Genomic DNA, 17,266 nt, shown 5'->3' on the forward strand with positions numbered 1-17,266 from the left:
GGGAGATAAGATGGTCAAGAAAAGACCGATCGGATATGGGACGTTAGCAATCCTACTATTGATGATGGGATTTCTTTTTAACTGGAACTTCTCCAAAGGATTTGTGTTTAGTCATTATTTGTTCCAGCTTTTTGATTTGAAAATATATTCGATTGAAAACCGCTTTGGATTTCATCTTCCGTTTATGGCTGCGATCATATTTTGGATTCCCGCAGTTCTTGTTTCCAAAAAGTATCCAAACCATTACGGTGCAGACTTGAGTCACCGATTAGGCAGCTTCATGCTAGCTATTAGTGTCATCGTATTCGTGTTCTATCTTATTGATTTGATCATATATTGATCTTTCCCGTGTATTGCCCCGCTAATTAAGCGGGATGGCGGTCAGGCTGGAAGCGTGACATTGTTGCTACTCCACCTGACCGGGCGGCATCAATCGGGCCAATCGAGCCATATCGTTCGCTGTCCACTCCGTACCCAGCACATGAAGCACAGTATCTAGCGCCTGCTCCACCTTCTCGCGTCCTGCATCCGTCAAGCAGGTATACACGCCCCTGCGGTCCGCGTCGCAATGATGCCGTTGCATGGCTCCGCACGCTCTTGCTTCGAAGCGGCTGACAAGTCTGGACATCGCGCTTTGGCTTAAGCCGACCATACTCTCCAGCTCCTGCAGCCGCAGCTTTCGCTCCGGCGCCTCATATAGGAAGTACAGCATATAGAATTCCTTCAGAGACAAGCCATGCTTGTCGGAAAGCGCCTGCTCCAGGAGGCTGGAGACGGAGTAGTGCCATTGCGTAAACTGAAGCCAGCCTGCCAATATATTTTTAGCGGGTTTCGTATTCATTCCGATCACCTGTCATGTTCATTTCTGTTCATTATATCATTTTCGTCAAGACGGTCCTCCCAGAAACTTCTCAACCTCCTTCAAGTACTTTTCTCGCTCTCAACATCCGCTCTCAATATGGATTGACAAACCCGTATAGCGGCGTTACAATATGGTCACAAACGTTCTCAATTAAGAACGTTCAAAAGCTATTCGGTAACCCATATTCTTCATTGGGAGGTGCGACGTATTGATGAAGAAGGAATGGCAGCAGCCCAAGCTGGAAGTGCTGGACATTAACATGACCATGAAAGGCAAGGGTAAAGGCGGCTCAGGGTCTGGATCTGGCTCGGGGTCCGGAGGCGGCTCCGGCAGCGGCGGGTTCGGCAGTTAATTGCAAGGAAATAAGCTCTTATTCCGAAAGAACGGGGAATAAGGGCTTATTTCCTTTTTTGGATGATGATTGACAGGTGGGGGCGGTCGACTTATAATGTTCTTTAAATAGAACAATTCAAAAAGATTGTTCACTATATTGCGCCTAACGGAGGATGAGGCATGACTGCTATGAACCAGAAGGTTTATCAAGCATTTGGCTTGCTCATAACCAGCGAGATTGCATTAACCGGTGAAGAAGCGCTATGGGCCGATGCCGGGGAAGCGGATGCGTCCATACATTGGGGAGATCTGTCGGAGATGTGGTCGCAGCTGTCCGAGCCCGAGGAACGATATGTCATTCGGGACAATTTCGTTCTGCTTCACATGCCTCATACAGCTACTTATCTTATAGAAGACGGCTGCAGAATTATCGTCTCTCCGATCGGAACGCCGCCTCCCGAACGCATCCGGTTATATTTGGACGGCTACTGCATGGGCGCTCTGCTTCTGCAGAGAGGCATACTGCCGCTGCATGGGACGGCGGTCGTTATCGAGGGGAAAGCTTACGGCATAATAGGCCGCTCAGGGGCGGGGAAGTCGACGCTTGCGAAAGCTTTCCTGGATCACGGTTATGCCTTCCTGACGGATGACGTCATACCGGTGCGGCTTCCTTCTGGAGAAGGGGAGGCTGAGGTGCTGCCTGCGCTGCCGGAGCAGAAGCTATGGCAAGAGAGTCTGCGCCAGCTGGGAATGGAGGATCGAGGCTTCCATCCCATCTATGAACGTGAGATCAAGCGAGACGATGTCGTCACGGGCAAGAAGACGAAATATAAAATTCCTGTAGAGCCGTTCCATAAAGGGCCGCTTCCACTGGGGGGGTTGTTCGAGCTGGTGAAGTCGGACCATATGGACGGTTCTGCTGCGTTGGTTCCGGTCTCGAAAGTGGAGCAGCTGCATATCGTAATGCGCCATACCTTCAATCGTGAGCTGATCCATCCGCTTGGCTTGCTGGAGTGGCATTTCCGCACGGCCTCCAGCTTGGCGGGCATGACGAGCGTGCAGGTGCTGCAGCGGTCCAGCGCGACATTCACCGTACAGGAGCTATTGCAGCTCATCGTATCCGAAGTGGAAGAGGTTCCGGCATGACGCGCCCATCAGACAATCGGGGGACTGTGGCATGAAAGCGATCCGTTACTTCTCCGGGAGGATATATAAGTACTCCGGCCCGATTCTTCTGTATAACTTTATTGCCATGCTCTTTATTGGCGTGCTGGAATCTATCGGCCTGGTTCTCATTATTCCGTTCCTTAACATGACGGGAATCGTAGCGCTGGACATGTCGAACGTGCCTGTCGTATCGGGGATGATGGAGAAGCTGGAGGGCGTCGCGAACGAGCAGAGCCTGCTTGCTGTGCTCATCATATATGTGCTGCTTATCGTAGGCCAAAGTCTGTTCATATGGCATCTGTCGACGCAGAACAAGCGCATTCAGCAGGGCTTCATCCGCCAGCTGCGTGAAGATACCTATCGAAGCATTATACGTGCCAACTGGTCGTTCTTCCTCGCCCAGCGGAAGTCCGATCTCGTGAAGCTGATGACGACGGAGATCGGGAACGTGAAGAAGGGGCTGAATTACACGCTGCAATTTCTGTCTTCGCTCATATTCACAGGCGTCAAGGTGGGGGCGGCCTTTCTCCTGGCTCCAGGCATTGCGCTTGTCATCATCTCCATCGGCGCCGCTCTTCTGCTGTGCTCCCGATACTTCACAAGAAGGGCGAAGCAGTTCGGCTATGACAACTTGAAGCTGTCGAAGGTGTATGCCGCGGGCATTACCGATCACTTGAACGGCATGAAGGATATTAAAGGCAATACGCTTGAGACTGCCCACGAGGCATGGATGACCGATCTGTGCGGACAAGTGGAGCGCAATTCCATCGATTTCGCCAAGATGAAGGCGAGCTCGCAATTCATCTATCAGACGGTATCGGCGGTGCTGCTGGCGGTATTCGTGTATTTCCTGCTGAACATGTTCCAGTCTCAGCCGGCGGAGCTGCTGCTCGTCATTATGCTGTTCGCCAGCATATGGCCGATGGTTGCCCGTATTCAGAACAGTGTGGAGAAGCTGGCCGCCATGGCTCCTTCGTTCGAATCGGTCATCGATCTCCAGCAATTATGCATGAGGGAACGGGAGCTTCAGGAAGAACAGCTGGCGCATGATAGACGCATCTCTCTGCGGCAGGGGCTGACTTGCCGCAGCGTCTCGTTCCGATATAACCGGGAGCGGGAGCATTATGCGCTGAATAACGTATCACTTCACATCCCGGCCGGCGGCATGACAGCTATTGTAGGCGCATCGGGAGCGGGGAAGACGACGTTAGTGGATATGCTGATGGGACTCAATGAACCGGAGCGCGGCGAGGTGCTCGTCGATGGCGAGCGGTTAACCCGCGATAATGCCACTGCCTTGAGGCGGTCGATCAGCTATGTGTCACAAGACCCGTTCCTGTTCAACGCCAGCATCAGGGACAACCTGAAGCTGCTTCAGCCGGAAGCGGCTGACGATCGGCTATGGGAAGCGCTGGAGCTGGCTGCGGCGGCGAAGTTCGTGAAGCGGCTGCACCATGGACTGGATACGTTCATCGGGGATCGCGGCGTCAGATTGTCCGGCGGCGAGAAGCAGCGGCTGGTGCTGGCCAGAGCGCTGCTGCGGGAGCCGTCCATCCTTATACTGGACGAAGCGACAAGCGCGCTGGATACGGAGACGGAGTGGCGCGTACAAGAGACGCTGGCGCGATTGCAAGGGACGATGACGATGATTGTAATCGCCCATCGCTTGTCTACGATTCGCCATGCGGATCAGGTGGTTGTATTGGACGGGGGCGAGGTGAGGCAGATCGGCACTTATCAGGAGCTGGCGAGCGAGCGGGGCGGTCACTTCAGCAAGCTGCTGGGGAAGCAGGTAGGCGTACCGTCATAGAGGAGGCGACAGGACTGTGTTCCGTGCCGCCTGCTCCTGCGGCCATGGTGTTAGTCGCCCTTCAGCCTCAGTCCGAACAGGCCGGCGAACAGATAAGCTTGCTCGCGGGCGATGAGGCAGCCCTTCAAATTGTCCGCTTCCACCCCGATGCCGTCGAAATCGCAGTCGCTTAAGTCGATGCCGTCCAGCTCTGTGCCCGAGAATTGGGCTCCGTCAATGTTGCATTGGCGGAAAATCGCCTTTTTCTGCAGCTTGCAATGGTAGAAGTCAGACTTGATCAGGGAGCATTCCTCCAGGACGATGCTCTTCATATCCGAGAAGCGGAAGGTGGCGTAATCCGACAGACATTGCCTGAACCGTACATTCCGAATTGTTGCTCCCGTCAAGTTGGTACCGACCATCTTGCAATCCAGAAATTCGGAACGGTGAATAATGGCGTCGCTGAAGTTCGTATTGGAGAGGTCGCACTTGTCGAATACGACATCGGTCAGCTCCGCGCCAATTAGCGAACATTCGGCAAAGTCGACATTGCGGAATACGGTCTTGTCTACGATCACCTTGTGAGCTTCCTGATACTCCATAGAAGCATCCTGCAGGAGTCCCTCTTCTATGTATTGACCGTTGTCCAAGCGATCCAGCTCAAGCAAAGGCAGATTATGGGGAAGACGGGGCGCCTCCATCTTCATATTGGGCTTCCTTGCACTCATTATCTATCACGCCTCCTTGAGATCATACGTTCCCGTTCACATTACCATAATCCGTTTATCGTGTGAAGAGCTGATCGACTCATCCCAGCACATGATAGCCGGAATCGACATGCAGTACTTCTCCCGTAATGCCTCTTGCCAGATCGCTGAGCAGGAACATCGTTGCGTCTCCAACCTCGTCCTGATCGACATTCCTCCGCAAGGGGGCCTTCCGTTCGATGACGCCAAGCAGATCGGTAAAGCCGGATACGCCGCCCTTGGCCGATAGTGTGCGGATAGGTCCCGAAGAGATGGCATTTACCCGTATCCGATATTTGCCCAGATCTTCGGCCAGGTATCTGACGCTGGCTTCCAGGGAGGCTTTGGCTACGCCCATCACATTGTAATTTTTAACGACGCGCTCTGCGCCAAGATAGCTCTGCGTCACGATGCTTCCGCCTTCGGTCATGAACGGCTTGCAGGCTTTGGCCCATGCCACTAGCGAGTAGGCGCTTGTCTCATGGGCCAGCAGGAATCCCTCGCGCGAAGTGTCGGCATATTCGCCTTGCAGCTCCTCCTTCTCCGCATAAGCGATGGAATGTACGAATCCGTGCACGACGGGAATACGCTCGGCAATCTCCCCCATTGCGGAAGCGATGGCGCCATCGTCGGTCGCATCGCAAGATGCGCAATATAGCGGCTGAATGCCGTGCTTATCCAGCAGTTGAGTTAATCGTTCGTAAGAACGCTGCTTTCTGTAGGTGAAGATGAGGCCGGCTCCGGCCCGATGCAGTGATTTCACCACTCCCCATGCAATGCTCCTCTCGTTGGCGACTCCGGTCACGATGATGTTTCGACCCTCCATTAATGCGGCCATATTGCTCACTCCTGTCACTTGGCTAAATAATCGTTGTTGCATTTAGTATAGCACAAGATACTAGTACCTGATACTAATTATGTGCAGAGTAGGAGTGAATAGCCCGGAAGAGGCGTTCGACGCCGCTTCGAATTTCTCTTTCAGACAAGTTGCCGTAGCCCAGAATGATGCGGTGCAACTGCTTCCCTTTGCTTATTGCATGCCGTTCCACCACATCCGCTTTGACTCCGTTCCTTTCCAGATGGCTCAGCAACTGGGGGGTGAAGCGAATGCCGGGCAGCTCGGCAACAAGATGCAGTCCTGTAGAGCAGCCTAACAGTCTGATCGAATGGTCCCGGAATGTATCCGCAAGCAGATGCATGAGCACATTCCTGCGCTTGCGATATATTTTCCGCAGCTTCGCGATATGGCGTTCCAGATGGCCTTCCTCCATGAAGCGGGCTAGAGCAAGCTGTTCGATGGAAGGGGTATGAAGGTCGTTCATCCACTTCAAATCCCTGTATTGCTTAATCAGATGGGGAGGGAGAATGAGATAGCCGATGCGCAGCGCAGGCGTGAGCACTTTGCTGAAGGTGCCTACATAGATGACATGCTCCGGCGCCAATCCTTGCATGGAGCTGACTGGAGGACTGTCGTAACGGTATTCGCTGTCGTAATCATCTTCAATGAGATAACAGCCGGTTGCTCTGGCATATTGGATAAGCTGGATGCGACGCTGGATGGGCAGTACGCCGCCCAGTGGAAATTGGTGGGAAGGCGTCGTATAGACGAAGGCCGGAGAATAGCTGCGGGGCAGCATGTCCGTTCTTATGCCCTGATCATCTACGGGGACGGCATGCATCGTTGTTCCTGGCATATCGAACATCCGGTGAATCTCTTCGGTTACGGGGTCTTCGACAATCGCCTCCGTTCCGGGAACCAGCAGAAGCTTGGCAATAAGAGAGAGAGCCTGGGTCGCGCCGCTCGTAATAATAATTTGATTCGGAGTGCAGCGTACCCCTCTGGTGGCATGGAGATCGTGCATAAGCGCCGTACGAAGCTCCGAGCGGCCCTCGGGCTGATCGTAGCCCAGAGCGGATTCGGGCGCTTCCAGGCAGACTGATCTAAGAAGCTGTCCCCACCTGCCGCGTGGGAATTGATCCAGTGCCGGTGTCCCTGGGCGAAAATGCACGATATCCTGTGTGTTCGGGGAAGAGGAATGCGAACGGTCTTGCTCCGTCTGGCCGCCGAAGCTGTCTCCTTGCCGATTGCCGAAGGGAGCCGAGCTCTCCAAGTACACTCCATCTGTCACGAAAGTGCCGGAGCCGTGCTTTCCTTCTATGTAACCCTCTGCATGAAGCAGCTCATAGGCGTGTATGACAATATTGCGGGATACGTGCAGACTGGCGGCAAGCTCCCTGCTGCTGGGAAGCCGCTCGCCGGTGCGAATGGCGCCTTGTTGAATGCCATGTTGAATGCTGGCATATATCTGTCGGTATAAGGGGACGGACGATGTGCGATCCGGTGCTGCCCATATCATGCCGGACACTTCCTTTCTTAACAAGTGGTACTCATGAACTGGATGGAAAGTGGAGCTTTCTAGAACCATTGTAATGCGATAATGTCATATTGCAAACCAAACAACAGAAATGGAGTGGTCGGCAGGATGGAGACGAGGGAGTGGCAAGCGGCAGCAGCCGTATTGCGGGCAGCGGCTCAGGATGCGGCATTAAGAAGGCATATTCAAAAAGATCCGGTGCTGTCAGGGCTGTTGGACCGAGCAGCAAAGCGGTATATCGTCGGAGCAAAAGCGGGCGATGCCGTCCATGCAGGGCAGAAGCTGATGGATTGGGGATACGGCATATCGTTGCAGTATATGAGGGAATGCGCGGACGACCACTACAAGAGCGCAATGGCCAAAGCTGAGACGTTGACGCTTATTCGGGCTGCGGGGGCTGCAGGACTAATAGGCAGCGTGATATCCATCGATCTGTCCCACCTTGGATTGGATGTGAGCGAGGCGCTCGCTTATGAACATATGCTGGAGATCGTTCAGGAGGCAGGGTTATATGACATGAGAGTGATGATAAGCGGAGAAGAGACCTTTCGTACAGACGGCATTCTCGCGTTGTACCAGGCTGTGCGGAAGCAGTATGCGCATGTCGGAATAACCTTGCAGGCGAATCTTCATCGTACGGAAGCCGACTTGGAACGATTGCTTGCGAACGGCAGCGGTTGCTTCCGGCTGGTGAAGGGGGCATACGCCGTGACCCCGGATGCGGCACTGCCGCGATCGGAAGCGCTTAACGATAGATACTTGCAATTGGCGGACAAGGCGTTGGCGGCCGGAAGCCGTGTGTCGATTGCCTCGCATGATGAAGCGTTAATCGAAGAAGCAGCTCGGAGAGGATATCTGGCCCGGCCTGAGGTGGAGATAGAGATGCTGTACGGCATACGTCCCGAGCTGTTGAGAAGGTGGAAGAGTGAAGGGGTGCCCGCCCGGGCGTATGTGCTGTACGGTGAAGAATGGTTCCTGTACGTATGCCACCGCATGGCAGAGCATCCGCCGAATCTGATTGCCGCTATTGCGGATATGGCGAAGACTGTAGAGATTGAGTCCTTGTATAGATAGCGTTCCTGGATATAATTAGAATTACGGGAAGCATCGTGGATGCTCCTGTTGCATTCATGAAGAAGGGTTATCATTCAACGGAATCGGGGTGGACAGGAATGTCGGGGAATGGCTGGATAACGCTTATTATTGCAACCGCATTCATTCATTTGGCTACAAAACCGCTGGGCATTGCGCCGCTTGACTGGGTGTTCAAGCTGCTGCCGATGCTGCTCATTATCGGATTGGCCCTCCGTTCCGGGGCAGGCGATCGACCGCTCATGTACAAGAGGTGCATTGTTGCAGGGCTCCTGTTCAGCATCGCCGGTGACGCTTTTCTGCTGCTGCCGGACGATCCGTTTTTTATATGGGGCCTGGCTTCGTTCCTGACGGGGCATCTATGCTATGTCGCGGCCATGGTCAGCCGTATGAAGTGGACCGCAGCGCCGGCGTTGGCGGCAGTGCCGTTGGCGGTGTACGCTTATGTGCTGGGCGGGCGGTTCCATGAGTCTCTATTCGCTGACGATGCGTCAAGCGGTCTGTGGATACCGGTGCTCATCTATATCATCGTCATCTCTGTTATGTGCTGGAGTGCGGCGATGACACGGAACTGGCATGCTGCGACAGGGGCTGTGCTATTCGTCGTCTCGGACTCCATCCTGGCCTGGGCCAAGTTCATTGGTCCGCTGCCGGCGGCAGGCACGATGATTATGGCTACTTATTTTGCGGCGCAGCTGTTCATTGCGGGCAGCATCGCCGACCTATTCTCGCGCAAGCGCCAGTCGTCGATCGGCTCTGATCTGACGGCTTGATTCGCAATCCGTGTTGGCGCATCGAATAGCCGGGGACAGGTCTAAGGCTGCCCGGGCATTGTCGCAGGCAATTGGATAATCGGAGTCACGGCATGCAGCTGTGGCCCTTTTTGCTGCCAGCACAAGCAGGTAGGCGGCTTTATATTATTCTCGTCATTTGGAGTTATAGCGGACTGCTGCACGATGGTGAGCAGAATAATGAATGGCAGGACAGCTATCCGGTTGATTTTGCGCAACATGGCATTGACCTCCCTGTCTTGCATATCTATTGTAGACCCCTTCGCTGATCAAATTCTTAACAATTGCAAGGAAAACAAGAAGCCTCCCCATCCGCAGAGGATAGGAAGGCTTGATTGATCGCGTTGTTTGCTAGAGGTGCAGTATTAATTGTCGCCGCTTAGTCTAACGAGAATTTTCGCCTGACTCTTGTCGGTCAGCAGCTTCTTGAAGCCGTCTTCTACAATGTTGTCCAGCTCGATCTTGGCGGTGACGACTTGCTTCACGTCGATTCTCCCCGCTGCGATCAACCCGATCACTTCCGGGAAAATGTGGCGATAGGCGAATGATGTGCGAATGGAGGCTTCCTTCACCGTTAATTGAAGCATGTCAACCGCGACCGGCTGCGGGATAATGGAGATAATGACGACTTCTCCACCTTTGCGAATGGAGCTGACGGCATTGCCGACCGTTACTTCCGCCCCTGCACATTCGTAGGCCACTTCCACTCCGCCGTTCAGAGCCAGAATTCTCTCCACCGGGATTTTCCGTTGCGGCGTTGATGATCGTCGTAGCGCCGACTTCCTTCGCCTTCTGCAATCTTTCCTCCGAGACGTCCACGGCGATGATCTGCGCCGCTCCCGCCGTTTTGGCTGCGATGATAGCGAGGAGCCCGATCGGTCCCACCCCATATATCGCTACGTTCTATCCCACCTTCAGCTTGCTCTCCTTCACGGCATGGAAGCAGACTGCAGCTGGCTCCACCAGAGCGCCTTCTTCCAAGGTGACATGATCCGGCAAGCGGTGAAGCATGTGGGGATCGACAATGGCGTAATCCGCGAACCCGCCGTTCGCTTGCAAGCCGACGAATCCGAACTGATTGCAGAGATTGTAACGGCCTTCCTTGCAGTATTCGCAATGTCCGCAAGAGATGAACGGCTTGGCGGGGGCGGTATGGACAGAATGTCTAACGGCCGCTATAGCGGCTATTTGAACGGATTGCCCACCTATTGAAGCGTAACGGTCGTCAGTGACGTTATTGCGCCTCATCTAGCACAGATAGCAAGATATGGAGGGGAATAAGCTCTGACAGAACCGTTACATTTGATATGAGACATTTTAGCGGAAAATAGCTTCTGTGGCGCCCGTTAGCTGGGTGCGAAAAGTGGCGAGCGTCCGTAAGTGTAGAGAATGGCGAGCGTCCGTAAGTTGCAGATGGAGAGCAGCGTCCGTGAGTGGGATGCTACCCAGCGCGCTATTCTTCCACACACAACGGGAAGGAGAATAGCTCGTCCATCGCGAAGTTGGCCGCTCCCAGCGCTCCTCCGAACTCATTGAACTGAGCGATGTTCACTTCCGTCGTCTGCGACAGCTGGCTGACGGAGCGCTGCCGCATTGTCTTCAATGCGGTGTCCACGAACAACTTGCTGTTGCGAGGCACGGAGCCGCCCAGAATGAACGCTTCCGGATTGATGATGTTCACCAGATTGGCCATCGCTATACCTAAGTATTGGGCCGCTTCTTCCACAATCTCCTTGGCAAGCCAATCCCCCTTGTCTGCAGCGAGACACACCTTCTCGTACCGAAGCTGCATCATATCCTCATCGGACGTCAGACTTGTATGCTCATCCAGCGACAGCCGGACTTTCTTCCTCGCTTGCAGCTCCAAGGCCGAACCGGAGCTGTAGGCCTGCAAGCAGCCGTGATTGCCGCAGCTGCACAGAATGCCGTTCGGAACCATCGTAATATGGCCGATCTCTCCGGCTCCGTTGAAGGCGCCTTCTACCAGCTGGCGGTCATAGAAGATGCCGCCGGCTATTCCTCTGCCCACCCCGATGTAAATCATATGATGGTAGTCTCTTCCTGCCCCGTAACGGCATTCCGCGAGACCTCTTGCTTTATTGTGATTCAGAATGACCGCCGGCCATCCCAGCTCCTCCCGGATTTGCCCCGAGAACGCCACCTTGCTCCAGCCGAAATGAGATGCGCTTATAATCATGCCGTTCCTGTTGTCGATCAGCCCAGGCAGACCAATGCCAATCATGGGCAGCAGTCTTTTGCCAAAATCTTGAATAAAGCTCTTCACCTGATCGACAAGCAGTCTGATGACTGAGGCAATAGAGCGGTCCTGTATGGGGACACGGCTGATGGCGATCTGGTTGAAGCGCAAGTCGAATACGCCGATTGTCCATGCATCGGGGTCCAGATCCGCTCCGATGACAAGCCGGGTGTCGGACTTCAGCTTCAACGTCACCGCCGGGCGTCCGCCGGTGTTCAGACGTTCCTTGGATTCTCTGACCAACTCCAGTCCGATTAGCTCGGATACTGCGGTGGATATAGTCGCGCGGCTGAGGCCCGTCAGCTCTGCCAGGCGTACGCGCGTAATAGCGCCATACTTATGCAAGCATTGCAGAATCGCCGTTTTGCTTCCCTTTTGATCAAGCGGAGTAGGAGTCACAATCATATAATCACCTGTTTATAGGATATTGTGTAAATCGGTTTCATTCGAAACGAGTATGATATCTATTGCTGACAATTGGATCGTTCGTCTCCAAAAAAAAGTCTCAATCGAGGCTGTTACGCGATCCGTTTGGTTTATTATAGACAAAACTGGGGTGAAATACAATAAAAATAGCGCTTTCGTGCGAAAAATCATTGCATACTTAATTCAAATCTTGACATAAGTTCCGGACGCATGATAAAGTTGGCTATGCAAATAGTAAAGGTGAAGTAAACGAGATGTAAGCGTTTCGATGAAGCCTTTACAACGTCATGATTCAGATCAATTCAAGGGGGCTTAATCGAATGAAGAAGCTTATGGCAGGCATCGTAGCTTGCGCAATGGTATTCACGCTGGCGGCTTGCGGCTCGTCGAACGGCAACTCCGGAAGCGGAAGCGAAGCGGGAGCAGGCAACAACAAAGCGGACGGCGACAAGAAGGTATACACGATTAAATTGGGACATAGCGACAAATCCGGCGATTCATCAATTATTGACTGGACAGCGCGGCAATTCGCCGATCTGGCTTCCCAGTACAGCGATGGCCAGCTGAAGGTGGAAATCTATCCTTCCAACCAGCTTGGCGATCAGCTGGAGCAGATGAGATCGGTACAGAACGGTACGCAAGAGATGGTGCAAGGGTCCGTGAACAACTTCGGCACATTCGCGCCTTCGGTCAACTACTTGACGCTTCCGTACATCTTCAAAGGATCGGAGCAAGCTCGCGACGCCATCGACAAGCTGTGGGACAAGAACAATGAGTTCGGCGTCGAGCAAGCGGGTATGCGCTTCCTGCTCTGGACGGACGCGGGCTTCCGCGCCATTACATCGGACAAGAACCATCCCGTCCGTTCCCTTGCAGATCTGAAAGGGCTTAAAATGAAAGTTCCGCCGAACAAAATTTTTGAATCCGCCTTCCAGGCATTCGGCTCGGACACGGTCGTGCTTCCGTTCTCAGAGGCGTTCACCGCGATGCAGCAAGGTCTGGTTCACGCGCAAGAGAATGCTTATACGACAGCGCGTACGGAGCACTACTACGAGGTGCATAAGTACATTACGGATATCGAATGGATGTACACGATCAGCTCATTCGCCATTAGCGAGACGTACTTCCAGAGCCTGCCGAAGGAATTGCAGGACGCGCTCGTCAAAGCGGGCAAGGAAGCTTCGCAGCTGGAGCGCGATCGCTTCGACCAATTGATGGAAGATGACATCAAGTTCCTGGAAGAGAAAGGGATGGAGCGTCTGGGCAAGCCTGAGGACATCGATCAATGGATCGAGCTGGGCAGAAGCGTATGGCCGCAAGCGTATGAGTCGATCGGCGGCGGCAGCGCGGCGAAAGGCGAAGAAATTGTCAATGAAGTGTTAAGCATTATCGAATAATAACGGGCAACTCATTCGTTGAGCAGGAGGCTAACTCCTGCTCAACGCTGTAAAGGAGGCTGTTTATGAAAAGGATCAAATGGTTTGTCGACCATTTCGAAGAAGTAATCAGCGCATTGCTTCTATTTGTTATTTTTATTCTGCTCGGCCTCACGATTCTGTTCCGCCTGTTCGGCATATCGACGACCGAGATGCAGGAAATTACGCAATACAGCTTCGTGCTCAGCATCTTCTTCGGCATCAGCTATGCCGCCAAGACGAATGAGCATATTCGGGCGGATATTGTGCTGTCGAATGTGAGCGAGAAAGTGAGGAATTGGCTGTTGCTGTTCGGGAACGTGATATGGTTTGCCTTCACGCTCGGATTGGCTTGGTACAGTCTGCCGTTTATCGAGAATATGATGAAGTTTGTTCAGAAAACCCCGTTCCTCGAAATTCCGTTCTGGGTATTGTACAGCTTTGTGCCGTTTACGGCCGTACTTACTGCAATACGCATTTTCCAGACGAACATATGGGGACTGTGGAAAGAAATGAGAAAGGGGTAACGCGCCATGGAGCTGATGTTTATCGTCTTCTTTGCCTTGCTGCTGATTGGCGTTCCGATCTACGCGGCAATCGGTACGGCTACGATATTGCCTCTGATCGTATACGGGGAATTCTCGCCGACGATGCTGCCGCAGACTTTCTTCAGCGGCATAGACAATTTTGTGCTGATGGCGGTCGCCCTATTCATTATATCGGGTGCGATTATGCAGGCGTCGGGCCTTACCGACGATATTCTGGAGGTGGCGGACTCGCTCGTCGGCAATATTCCGGGCGGCGTCGGCATCTCTACCATTCTTGCCAGCACGCTGTTCGCCGCGCTTACCGGCTCCGGTCTGGCCGCGACGGTGGCGATCGGTTCCATTACGATCGGCGGCATGATCCAGAGGGGCTATAAGCCGCCGCTCGCGGGAGCGCTGTCGGCAACCGGAGGGGCGCTTGGCGTGCTCATTCCGCCCAGCAATCCGCTTATTATTTATGGAGTGCTGTCCAGTACGTCCATCGGAACGCTGTTCATGGCAGGGATGATCCCTGGCCTGCTGATCGCCTCGTCCTTCGCCGTGGTCATGTATTTCATCGGCAAGAGGTACAACCTGCGCACAACGGACAACAACTTCTCCTGGGCCCGTGTCGGTCGCGCGCTCTGGAAGGGGAAGTGGGGGCTGCTTGCGCCCGTTATTATTCTGGGCAGCATCTACAGCGGCATCGCTACTCCTACGGAGGCGGCCGAGCTTGCCGTATTTTATGCACTGTTCTACGGCCTTGTCATTCGCCGCAATGTGAAGGCCTCCCAGCTGGTGGAAGCGTTCCGCGTAGGCGCAGTGACAGCGGCGGTCATGCTGGCAATGACTGGCGTAGCCAGCGGCTTCGGCAGATTGACGACACTGTATCAGGTGCCGCAATCGCTGGGCAACTGGATCGCATCCATTACGGACAGTCCGGAGCTGGTGCTGCTTATGCTGCTTGGCGTTCTGATCATTACCGGTATGTTCATGGAGACGCTTAGCCAGATTATTATCTTGACGCCGATCTTCGTGCCGATATTGGCGGAGCTGGGCATTAATCCTGTTTTCTTCGGCGTCTTGCTGGTACTCGGCATCGAGATGGGCTTCCTGACGCCTCCTGTAGGCGGCAATCTGTTCGTGGCGACGAAGATGTCGAATTCCACGATACTTCAAGTATCCAAGTATGAGGTGCCTTTCATACTCGTTATTTTATTCTGGGCGATATTCCTGATCTTCTTCCCTGAGATTGTTCTCTTCCTGCCGAATCTGATCGGCGGCGCGGGCTGATCCGACTGGAAGAGCGGTTGCGGGAGCAAGAGGCTAATAGACATGCATCACGGTTGAAACAGAGCTTGAAAGGGGAAAGGAACCTTGTCTAACCAAAGGCCAAATATTGTATTCATTATGTCGGACGACCACGCGTCGCAAGCGATGAGCTGCTATGGCAGCCGGATTAATAAGACGCCTAACATAGATCGGATTGCCAGTGAGGGGATGCGCTTCGATCATACGTACTGCACGAATGCCATCTGCACCCCCAGCCGGGCGACGATTCTGACGGGATTGTACAATCATGCGAACGGGGTGCGGACGCTGGATGACGAGCTTCCGAACACGATGACGACGTTCCCCAAGCTGATGCGAGAAGACGGTTATCAGACCGCGATGATCGGGAAGTGGCATCTGGGACACAGCGAGAGCAGCAATCCGGCGGGCTTCGACTTCTGGAGCGTTGTTCCCGGGCAGGGCGAGTATATCGATCCCCAGTTCATTGAAGCGGACGGCGTGAAGACTTACCCCGGCTATGTGACCGACGTCATTACCGATATGTCGATCGACTGGCTGGAGCAGAGGGATAGAGACAAGCCGTTCCTGCTCCTGTGCCATCATAAGGCGCCGCATCGGCCGTGGGTGCCGAATCCGAAGGATCAGCATCTCTACGATGACATAGACATTCCGGAGCCGGAGACGTTCTACGATGATTATGCCACCCGGTCCCGGGCGGCAAGAGAAGCGAAGATGCGGGTCGACCGCGATCTGACCTTCACCGACCTGAAGGCCCATCCGCCGGAGGGGCTGTCGGAGCTGGAGCTGAAGCGCTGGAATTATCAGCGGTATATGAAAGACTACTTGCGCTGCATTCACTCTATCGATGAGAATGTGGGCCGCTTGCTGGATTACCTGGATGAACAAGAGGTTGCCGACAATACGATCGTAGTCTACACGTCCGATCAGGGCTTCTTCCTGGGCGAGCACGGCTGGTACGACAAGCGCTTCATGTACGAGGAGTCGCTCAGGATGCCTTTCGTCGTCCGATACCCGAACGGCATCAAGCCGGGAACCGTATGCGACGCGATGGCGCTGAACGTAGACTTCGCACAGACTTTCCTGGCGTATGCGGGCATCGACAGCCCGAAGGAAATGCAAGGCGTTAGCTTGAAGCCGCTGTTGGAAGGCGGGCGACCGGAGGGCTGGCGGACTTCGATGTATTACCGCTATTGGATGCATCTGTCGGAGCATAATGTATGCGCGCACTACGGCATTCGGACGGAGAAGCACAAGCTGATCTACTATTACGGCGAGGCGCTGGGCACGACCGGCTCCACGAACGAGAGCTGGGAGCCGGAGTGGGAGCTGTTCGATCTGGAGAAGGACCCGTACGAGCTTAATAATGTGTACTGTGATCCTGCGTATGCGGATACCGTTCTTGCACTGAAGCTGGAGCTTGCAAGGCTGCAGCACGAGACGGGGGACAATCCTTAACATTACGTGTGAGCTCGCAAGGCGTTGGGGGAGATCCCTCGCTCTTGCGGGTTTTTCTTGTATTCATTCGCATGTCTGTGTCTAGCAGACCGACATCCGAGTGGGGGGATCTACCGACATAGCATAGATCTTCCATCGCCTTACATTTCTTCTAACCTAACATGATGTTTCTCCCGCCAGAATATGCTAAAATGAGGACAATCTTAATGAAGAGGTGATATGGCGTGATTGGACGCAGCGGTAATCCTACCTTGAAGGAGAATACGTTCCAGCGGACGGGCGATGCCCATTCCGGGGGCGTTATGACGATTGATGGCACAGTGAACAAAACTTTTATCGCCTTGGCTATTCTGCTGGGAGGCGCATTCGCGGCCTGGTCGATGTATGAAGGCGGCAATACCAGTGTCATGGGGCTGGCGATCGGAGGCGCGATCGCAGGCTTCGTATTGGCTCTCATTATCAGCTTCGTGCCGCGCAGCGCGCCGTACCTTGTGCCGGTCTATGCGGCGGTGGAAGGACTGTTCCTCGGAGCGATCTCGGCCCACTTCAATGCGCAGACGAACGGAATTGCGATGCAGGCGGCATTGCTCACGATGGGCGTATTCCTTGCGATGCTGCTCGCTTACAAGACGGGCTTGATCAAGGCGACGCCTACGTTCAAGAAGATCGTCATTGCAGCGACGCTTGGCATTATGGTGATGTATTTGTTCAGCTTCGTGC

Annotated in this window: 19 protein-coding genes and 1 pseudogene; 11 read left to right on the top strand and 9 right to left on the bottom strand. The window is 54.0% G+C overall.

The window, feature by feature from the left end; translation table 11 throughout:
• Positions 1 to 10 precede the first annotated feature (10 nt).
• Positions 11 to 340, top strand: a complete 330-nt coding sequence (locus tag M6D81_RS17775; protein WP_262678264.1) for a hypothetical protein — start codon at positions 11 to 13, stop codon at positions 338 to 340.
• Positions 341 to 406: 66 nt separating this feature from the next.
• Here M6D81_RS17775 and M6D81_RS17780 read toward each other — a convergent pair whose 3' ends face one another.
• Positions 407 to 841 (bottom strand): MarR family winged helix-turn-helix transcriptional regulator, encoded by a 435-nt coding sequence (locus tag M6D81_RS17780; protein ID WP_262678265.1) that lies wholly within the window; start codon positions 839 to 841, stop codon positions 407 to 409.
• 232 nt (positions 842 to 1,073) lie between these two features.
• Here M6D81_RS17780 and M6D81_RS17785 point away from each other — a divergent pair, with 232 nt between their 5' ends.
• The 3 genes from M6D81_RS17785 to M6D81_RS17795 all read left to right on the top strand — a co-directional run bounded on the left by M6D81_RS17785 (position 1,074) and on the right by M6D81_RS17795 (position 4,172).
• Positions 1,074 to 1,214 carry a paeninodin family lasso peptide gene (locus M6D81_RS17785; protein ID WP_262678283.1) on the top strand — a complete coding sequence of 47 codons (141 nt, stop codon included), beginning with the start codon at positions 1,074 to 1,076 and terminating at the stop codon, positions 1,212 to 1,214.
• A 161-nt stretch (positions 1,215 to 1,375) separates the two neighbouring features.
• The gene (locus M6D81_RS17790) at positions 1,376 to 2,341 is read left to right on the top strand and encodes a phosphoenolpyruvate carboxykinase (ATP) (protein WP_262678266.1); all 966 of its coding nucleotides are present in this window, start codon (positions 1,376 to 1,378) and stop codon (positions 2,339 to 2,341) included.
• Positions 2,342 to 2,372: 31 nt separating this feature from the next.
• Positions 2,373 to 4,172, top strand: a complete 1,800-nt coding sequence (locus tag M6D81_RS17795; protein WP_262678267.1) for an ABC transporter ATP-binding protein — start codon at positions 2,373 to 2,375, stop codon at positions 4,170 to 4,172.
• Positions 4,173 to 4,222: 50 nt separating this feature from the next.
• Here the strand turns inward: M6D81_RS17795 and M6D81_RS17800 are convergent, their stop codons facing one another.
• The 3 genes from M6D81_RS17800 to pdxR all read right to left on the bottom strand — a co-directional run bounded on the left by M6D81_RS17800 (position 4,223) and on the right by pdxR (position 7,254).
• Complete coding sequence (locus tag M6D81_RS17800; protein ID WP_262678268.1) at positions 4,223 to 4,879, bottom strand: pentapeptide repeat-containing protein; 657 nt, start codon at positions 4,877 to 4,879, stop codon at positions 4,223 to 4,225.
• A 79-nt stretch (positions 4,880 to 4,958) separates the two neighbouring features.
• Positions 4,959 to 5,735: an enoyl-ACP reductase FabI gene (gene fabI, locus M6D81_RS17805; protein WP_262678269.1), complete on the bottom strand. Its 777-nt coding sequence runs from the start codon at positions 5,733 to 5,735 to the stop codon at positions 4,959 to 4,961.
• Positions 5,736 to 5,808: 73 nt separating this feature from the next.
• Positions 5,809 to 7,254 (bottom strand): MocR-like pyridoxine biosynthesis transcription factor PdxR, encoded by a 1,446-nt coding sequence (gene pdxR, locus M6D81_RS17810; protein ID WP_262678270.1) that lies wholly within the window; start codon positions 7,252 to 7,254, stop codon positions 5,809 to 5,811.
• Positions 7,255 to 7,380: 126 nt separating this feature from the next.
• Here pdxR and M6D81_RS17815 point away from each other — a divergent pair, with 126 nt between their 5' ends.
• Complete coding sequence (locus M6D81_RS17815) at positions 7,381 to 8,346, top strand: proline dehydrogenase family protein (RefSeq protein ID WP_262678271.1); 966 nt, start codon at positions 7,381 to 7,383, stop codon at positions 8,344 to 8,346.
• A 98-nt stretch (positions 8,347 to 8,444) separates the two neighbouring features.
• Positions 8,445 to 9,137, top strand: coding sequence for a lysoplasmalogenase (locus tag M6D81_RS17820; protein WP_262678272.1), 693 nt, complete (start codon positions 8,445 to 8,447; stop codon positions 9,135 to 9,137).
• A gap of 41 nt (positions 9,138 to 9,178) precedes the next feature.
• Here the strand turns inward: M6D81_RS17820 and M6D81_RS17825 are convergent, their stop codons facing one another.
• The 5 genes and pseudogenes from M6D81_RS17825 to M6D81_RS17840 form a co-directional block, all read right to left on the bottom strand.
• Positions 9,179 to 9,376: a hypothetical protein gene (locus M6D81_RS17825; protein ID WP_262678273.1), complete on the bottom strand. Its 198-nt coding sequence runs from the start codon at positions 9,374 to 9,376 to the stop codon at positions 9,179 to 9,181.
• A gap of 144 nt (positions 9,377 to 9,520) precedes the next feature.
• Positions 9,521 to 9,892 (bottom strand): zinc-binding dehydrogenase, encoded by a 372-nt coding sequence (locus M6D81_RS17830; protein ID WP_262678274.1) that lies wholly within the window; start codon positions 9,890 to 9,892, stop codon positions 9,521 to 9,523.
• A gap of 73 nt (positions 9,893 to 9,965) precedes the next feature.
• Positions 9,966 to 10,040 (bottom strand): annotated as a pseudogene (locus tag M6D81_RS31720) (hypothetical protein); the annotation flags it as partial.
• Between the two features lie 18 nt (positions 10,041 to 10,058).
• Positions 10,059 to 10,403 (bottom strand): alcohol dehydrogenase catalytic domain-containing protein, encoded by a 345-nt coding sequence (locus M6D81_RS17835; protein ID WP_262678275.1) that lies wholly within the window; start codon positions 10,401 to 10,403, stop codon positions 10,059 to 10,061.
• 205 nt (positions 10,404 to 10,608) lie between these two features.
• Positions 10,609 to 11,817, bottom strand: a complete 1,209-nt coding sequence (locus M6D81_RS17840; RefSeq protein WP_262678276.1) for an ROK family transcriptional regulator — start codon at positions 11,815 to 11,817, stop codon at positions 10,609 to 10,611.
• Between the two features lie 341 nt (positions 11,818 to 12,158).
• Between M6D81_RS17840 and M6D81_RS17845 the strand changes: the two genes are divergently transcribed.
• The 5 genes from M6D81_RS17845 to M6D81_RS17865 form a co-directional block, all read left to right on the top strand.
• Positions 12,159 to 13,235, top strand: coding sequence for a TRAP transporter substrate-binding protein (locus tag M6D81_RS17845; RefSeq protein ID WP_262678277.1), 1,077 nt, complete (start codon positions 12,159 to 12,161; stop codon positions 13,233 to 13,235).
• A 65-nt stretch (positions 13,236 to 13,300) separates the two neighbouring features.
• Positions 13,301 to 13,780, top strand: coding sequence for a TRAP transporter small permease (locus M6D81_RS17850; RefSeq protein WP_262678278.1), 480 nt, complete (start codon positions 13,301 to 13,303; stop codon positions 13,778 to 13,780).
• Between the two features lie 6 nt (positions 13,781 to 13,786).
• Positions 13,787 to 15,070: a TRAP transporter large permease gene (locus M6D81_RS17855; RefSeq protein WP_262678279.1), complete on the top strand. Its 1,284-nt coding sequence runs from the start codon at positions 13,787 to 13,789 to the stop codon at positions 15,068 to 15,070.
• Positions 15,071 to 15,154: 84 nt separating this feature from the next.
• Positions 15,155 to 16,546 carry a sulfatase family protein gene (locus tag M6D81_RS17860; RefSeq protein ID WP_262678280.1) on the top strand — a complete coding sequence of 464 codons (1,392 nt, stop codon included), beginning with the start codon at positions 15,155 to 15,157 and terminating at the stop codon, positions 16,544 to 16,546.
• Between the two features lie 224 nt (positions 16,547 to 16,770).
• Positions 16,771 to 17,266: Bax inhibitor-1/YccA family protein (locus M6D81_RS17865; RefSeq protein WP_262678281.1), on the top strand; the 496-nt coding region annotated here is incomplete at its 3' end.

Source organism: Paenibacillus sp. J5C2022, from assembly GCF_025567625.1.
Lineage (GTDB): Bacteria > Bacillota > Bacilli > Paenibacillales > Paenibacillaceae > Pristimantibacillus.

What these genes read in the sequence shown, in the direction of transcription:
- pdxR (WP_262678270.1), bottom strand. Translation starts at nt 7,254, where the DNA reads ATGATATGGGCAGCACCGGATCGCACATCGTCCGTCCCCTTATACCGA.
- M6D81_RS17820 (WP_262678272.1), top strand. Translation starts at nt 8,445, where the DNA reads ATGTCGGGGAATGGCTGGATAACGCTTATTATTGCAACCGCATTCATT.
- M6D81_RS17785 (WP_262678283.1), top strand. Translation starts at nt 1,074, where the DNA reads ATGAAGAAGGAATGGCAGCAGCCCAAGCTGGAAGTGCTGGACATTAAC.
- M6D81_RS17840 (WP_262678276.1), bottom strand. Translation starts at nt 11,817, where the DNA reads ATGATTGTGACTCCTACTCCGCTTGATCAAAAGGGAAGCAAAACGGCG.
- M6D81_RS17790 (WP_262678266.1), top strand. Translation starts at nt 1,376, where the DNA reads ATGACTGCTATGAACCAGAAGGTTTATCAAGCATTTGGCTTGCTCATA.
- M6D81_RS17835 (WP_262678275.1), bottom strand. Translation starts at nt 10,403, where the DNA reads ATGAGGCGCAATAACGTCACTGACGACCGTTACGCTTCAATAGGTGGG.
- M6D81_RS17825 (WP_262678273.1), bottom strand. Translation starts at nt 9,376, where the DNA reads ATGTTGCGCAAAATCAACCGGATAGCTGTCCTGCCATTCATTATTCTG.
- M6D81_RS17775 (WP_262678264.1), top strand. Translation starts at nt 11, where the DNA reads ATGGTCAAGAAAAGACCGATCGGATATGGGACGTTAGCAATCCTACTA.
- fabI (WP_262678269.1), bottom strand. Translation starts at nt 5,735, where the DNA reads ATGGCCGCATTAATGGAGGGTCGAAACATCATCGTGACCGGAGTCGCC.
- M6D81_RS17845 (WP_262678277.1), top strand. Translation starts at nt 12,159, where the DNA reads ATGAAGAAGCTTATGGCAGGCATCGTAGCTTGCGCAATGGTATTCACG.
- M6D81_RS17795 (WP_262678267.1), top strand. Translation starts at nt 2,373, where the DNA reads ATGAAAGCGATCCGTTACTTCTCCGGGAGGATATATAAGTACTCCGGC.
- M6D81_RS17855 (WP_262678279.1), top strand. Translation starts at nt 13,787, where the DNA reads ATGGAGCTGATGTTTATCGTCTTCTTTGCCTTGCTGCTGATTGGCGTT.
- M6D81_RS17815 (WP_262678271.1), top strand. Translation starts at nt 7,381, where the DNA reads ATGGAGACGAGGGAGTGGCAAGCGGCAGCAGCCGTATTGCGGGCAGCG.
- M6D81_RS17780 (WP_262678265.1), bottom strand. Translation starts at nt 841, where the DNA reads ATGAATACGAAACCCGCTAAAAATATATTGGCAGGCTGGCTTCAGTTT.
- M6D81_RS17850 (WP_262678278.1), top strand. Translation starts at nt 13,301, where the DNA reads ATGAAAAGGATCAAATGGTTTGTCGACCATTTCGAAGAAGTAATCAGC.
- M6D81_RS17800 (WP_262678268.1), bottom strand. Translation starts at nt 4,879, where the DNA reads ATGAGTGCAAGGAAGCCCAATATGAAGATGGAGGCGCCCCGTCTTCCC.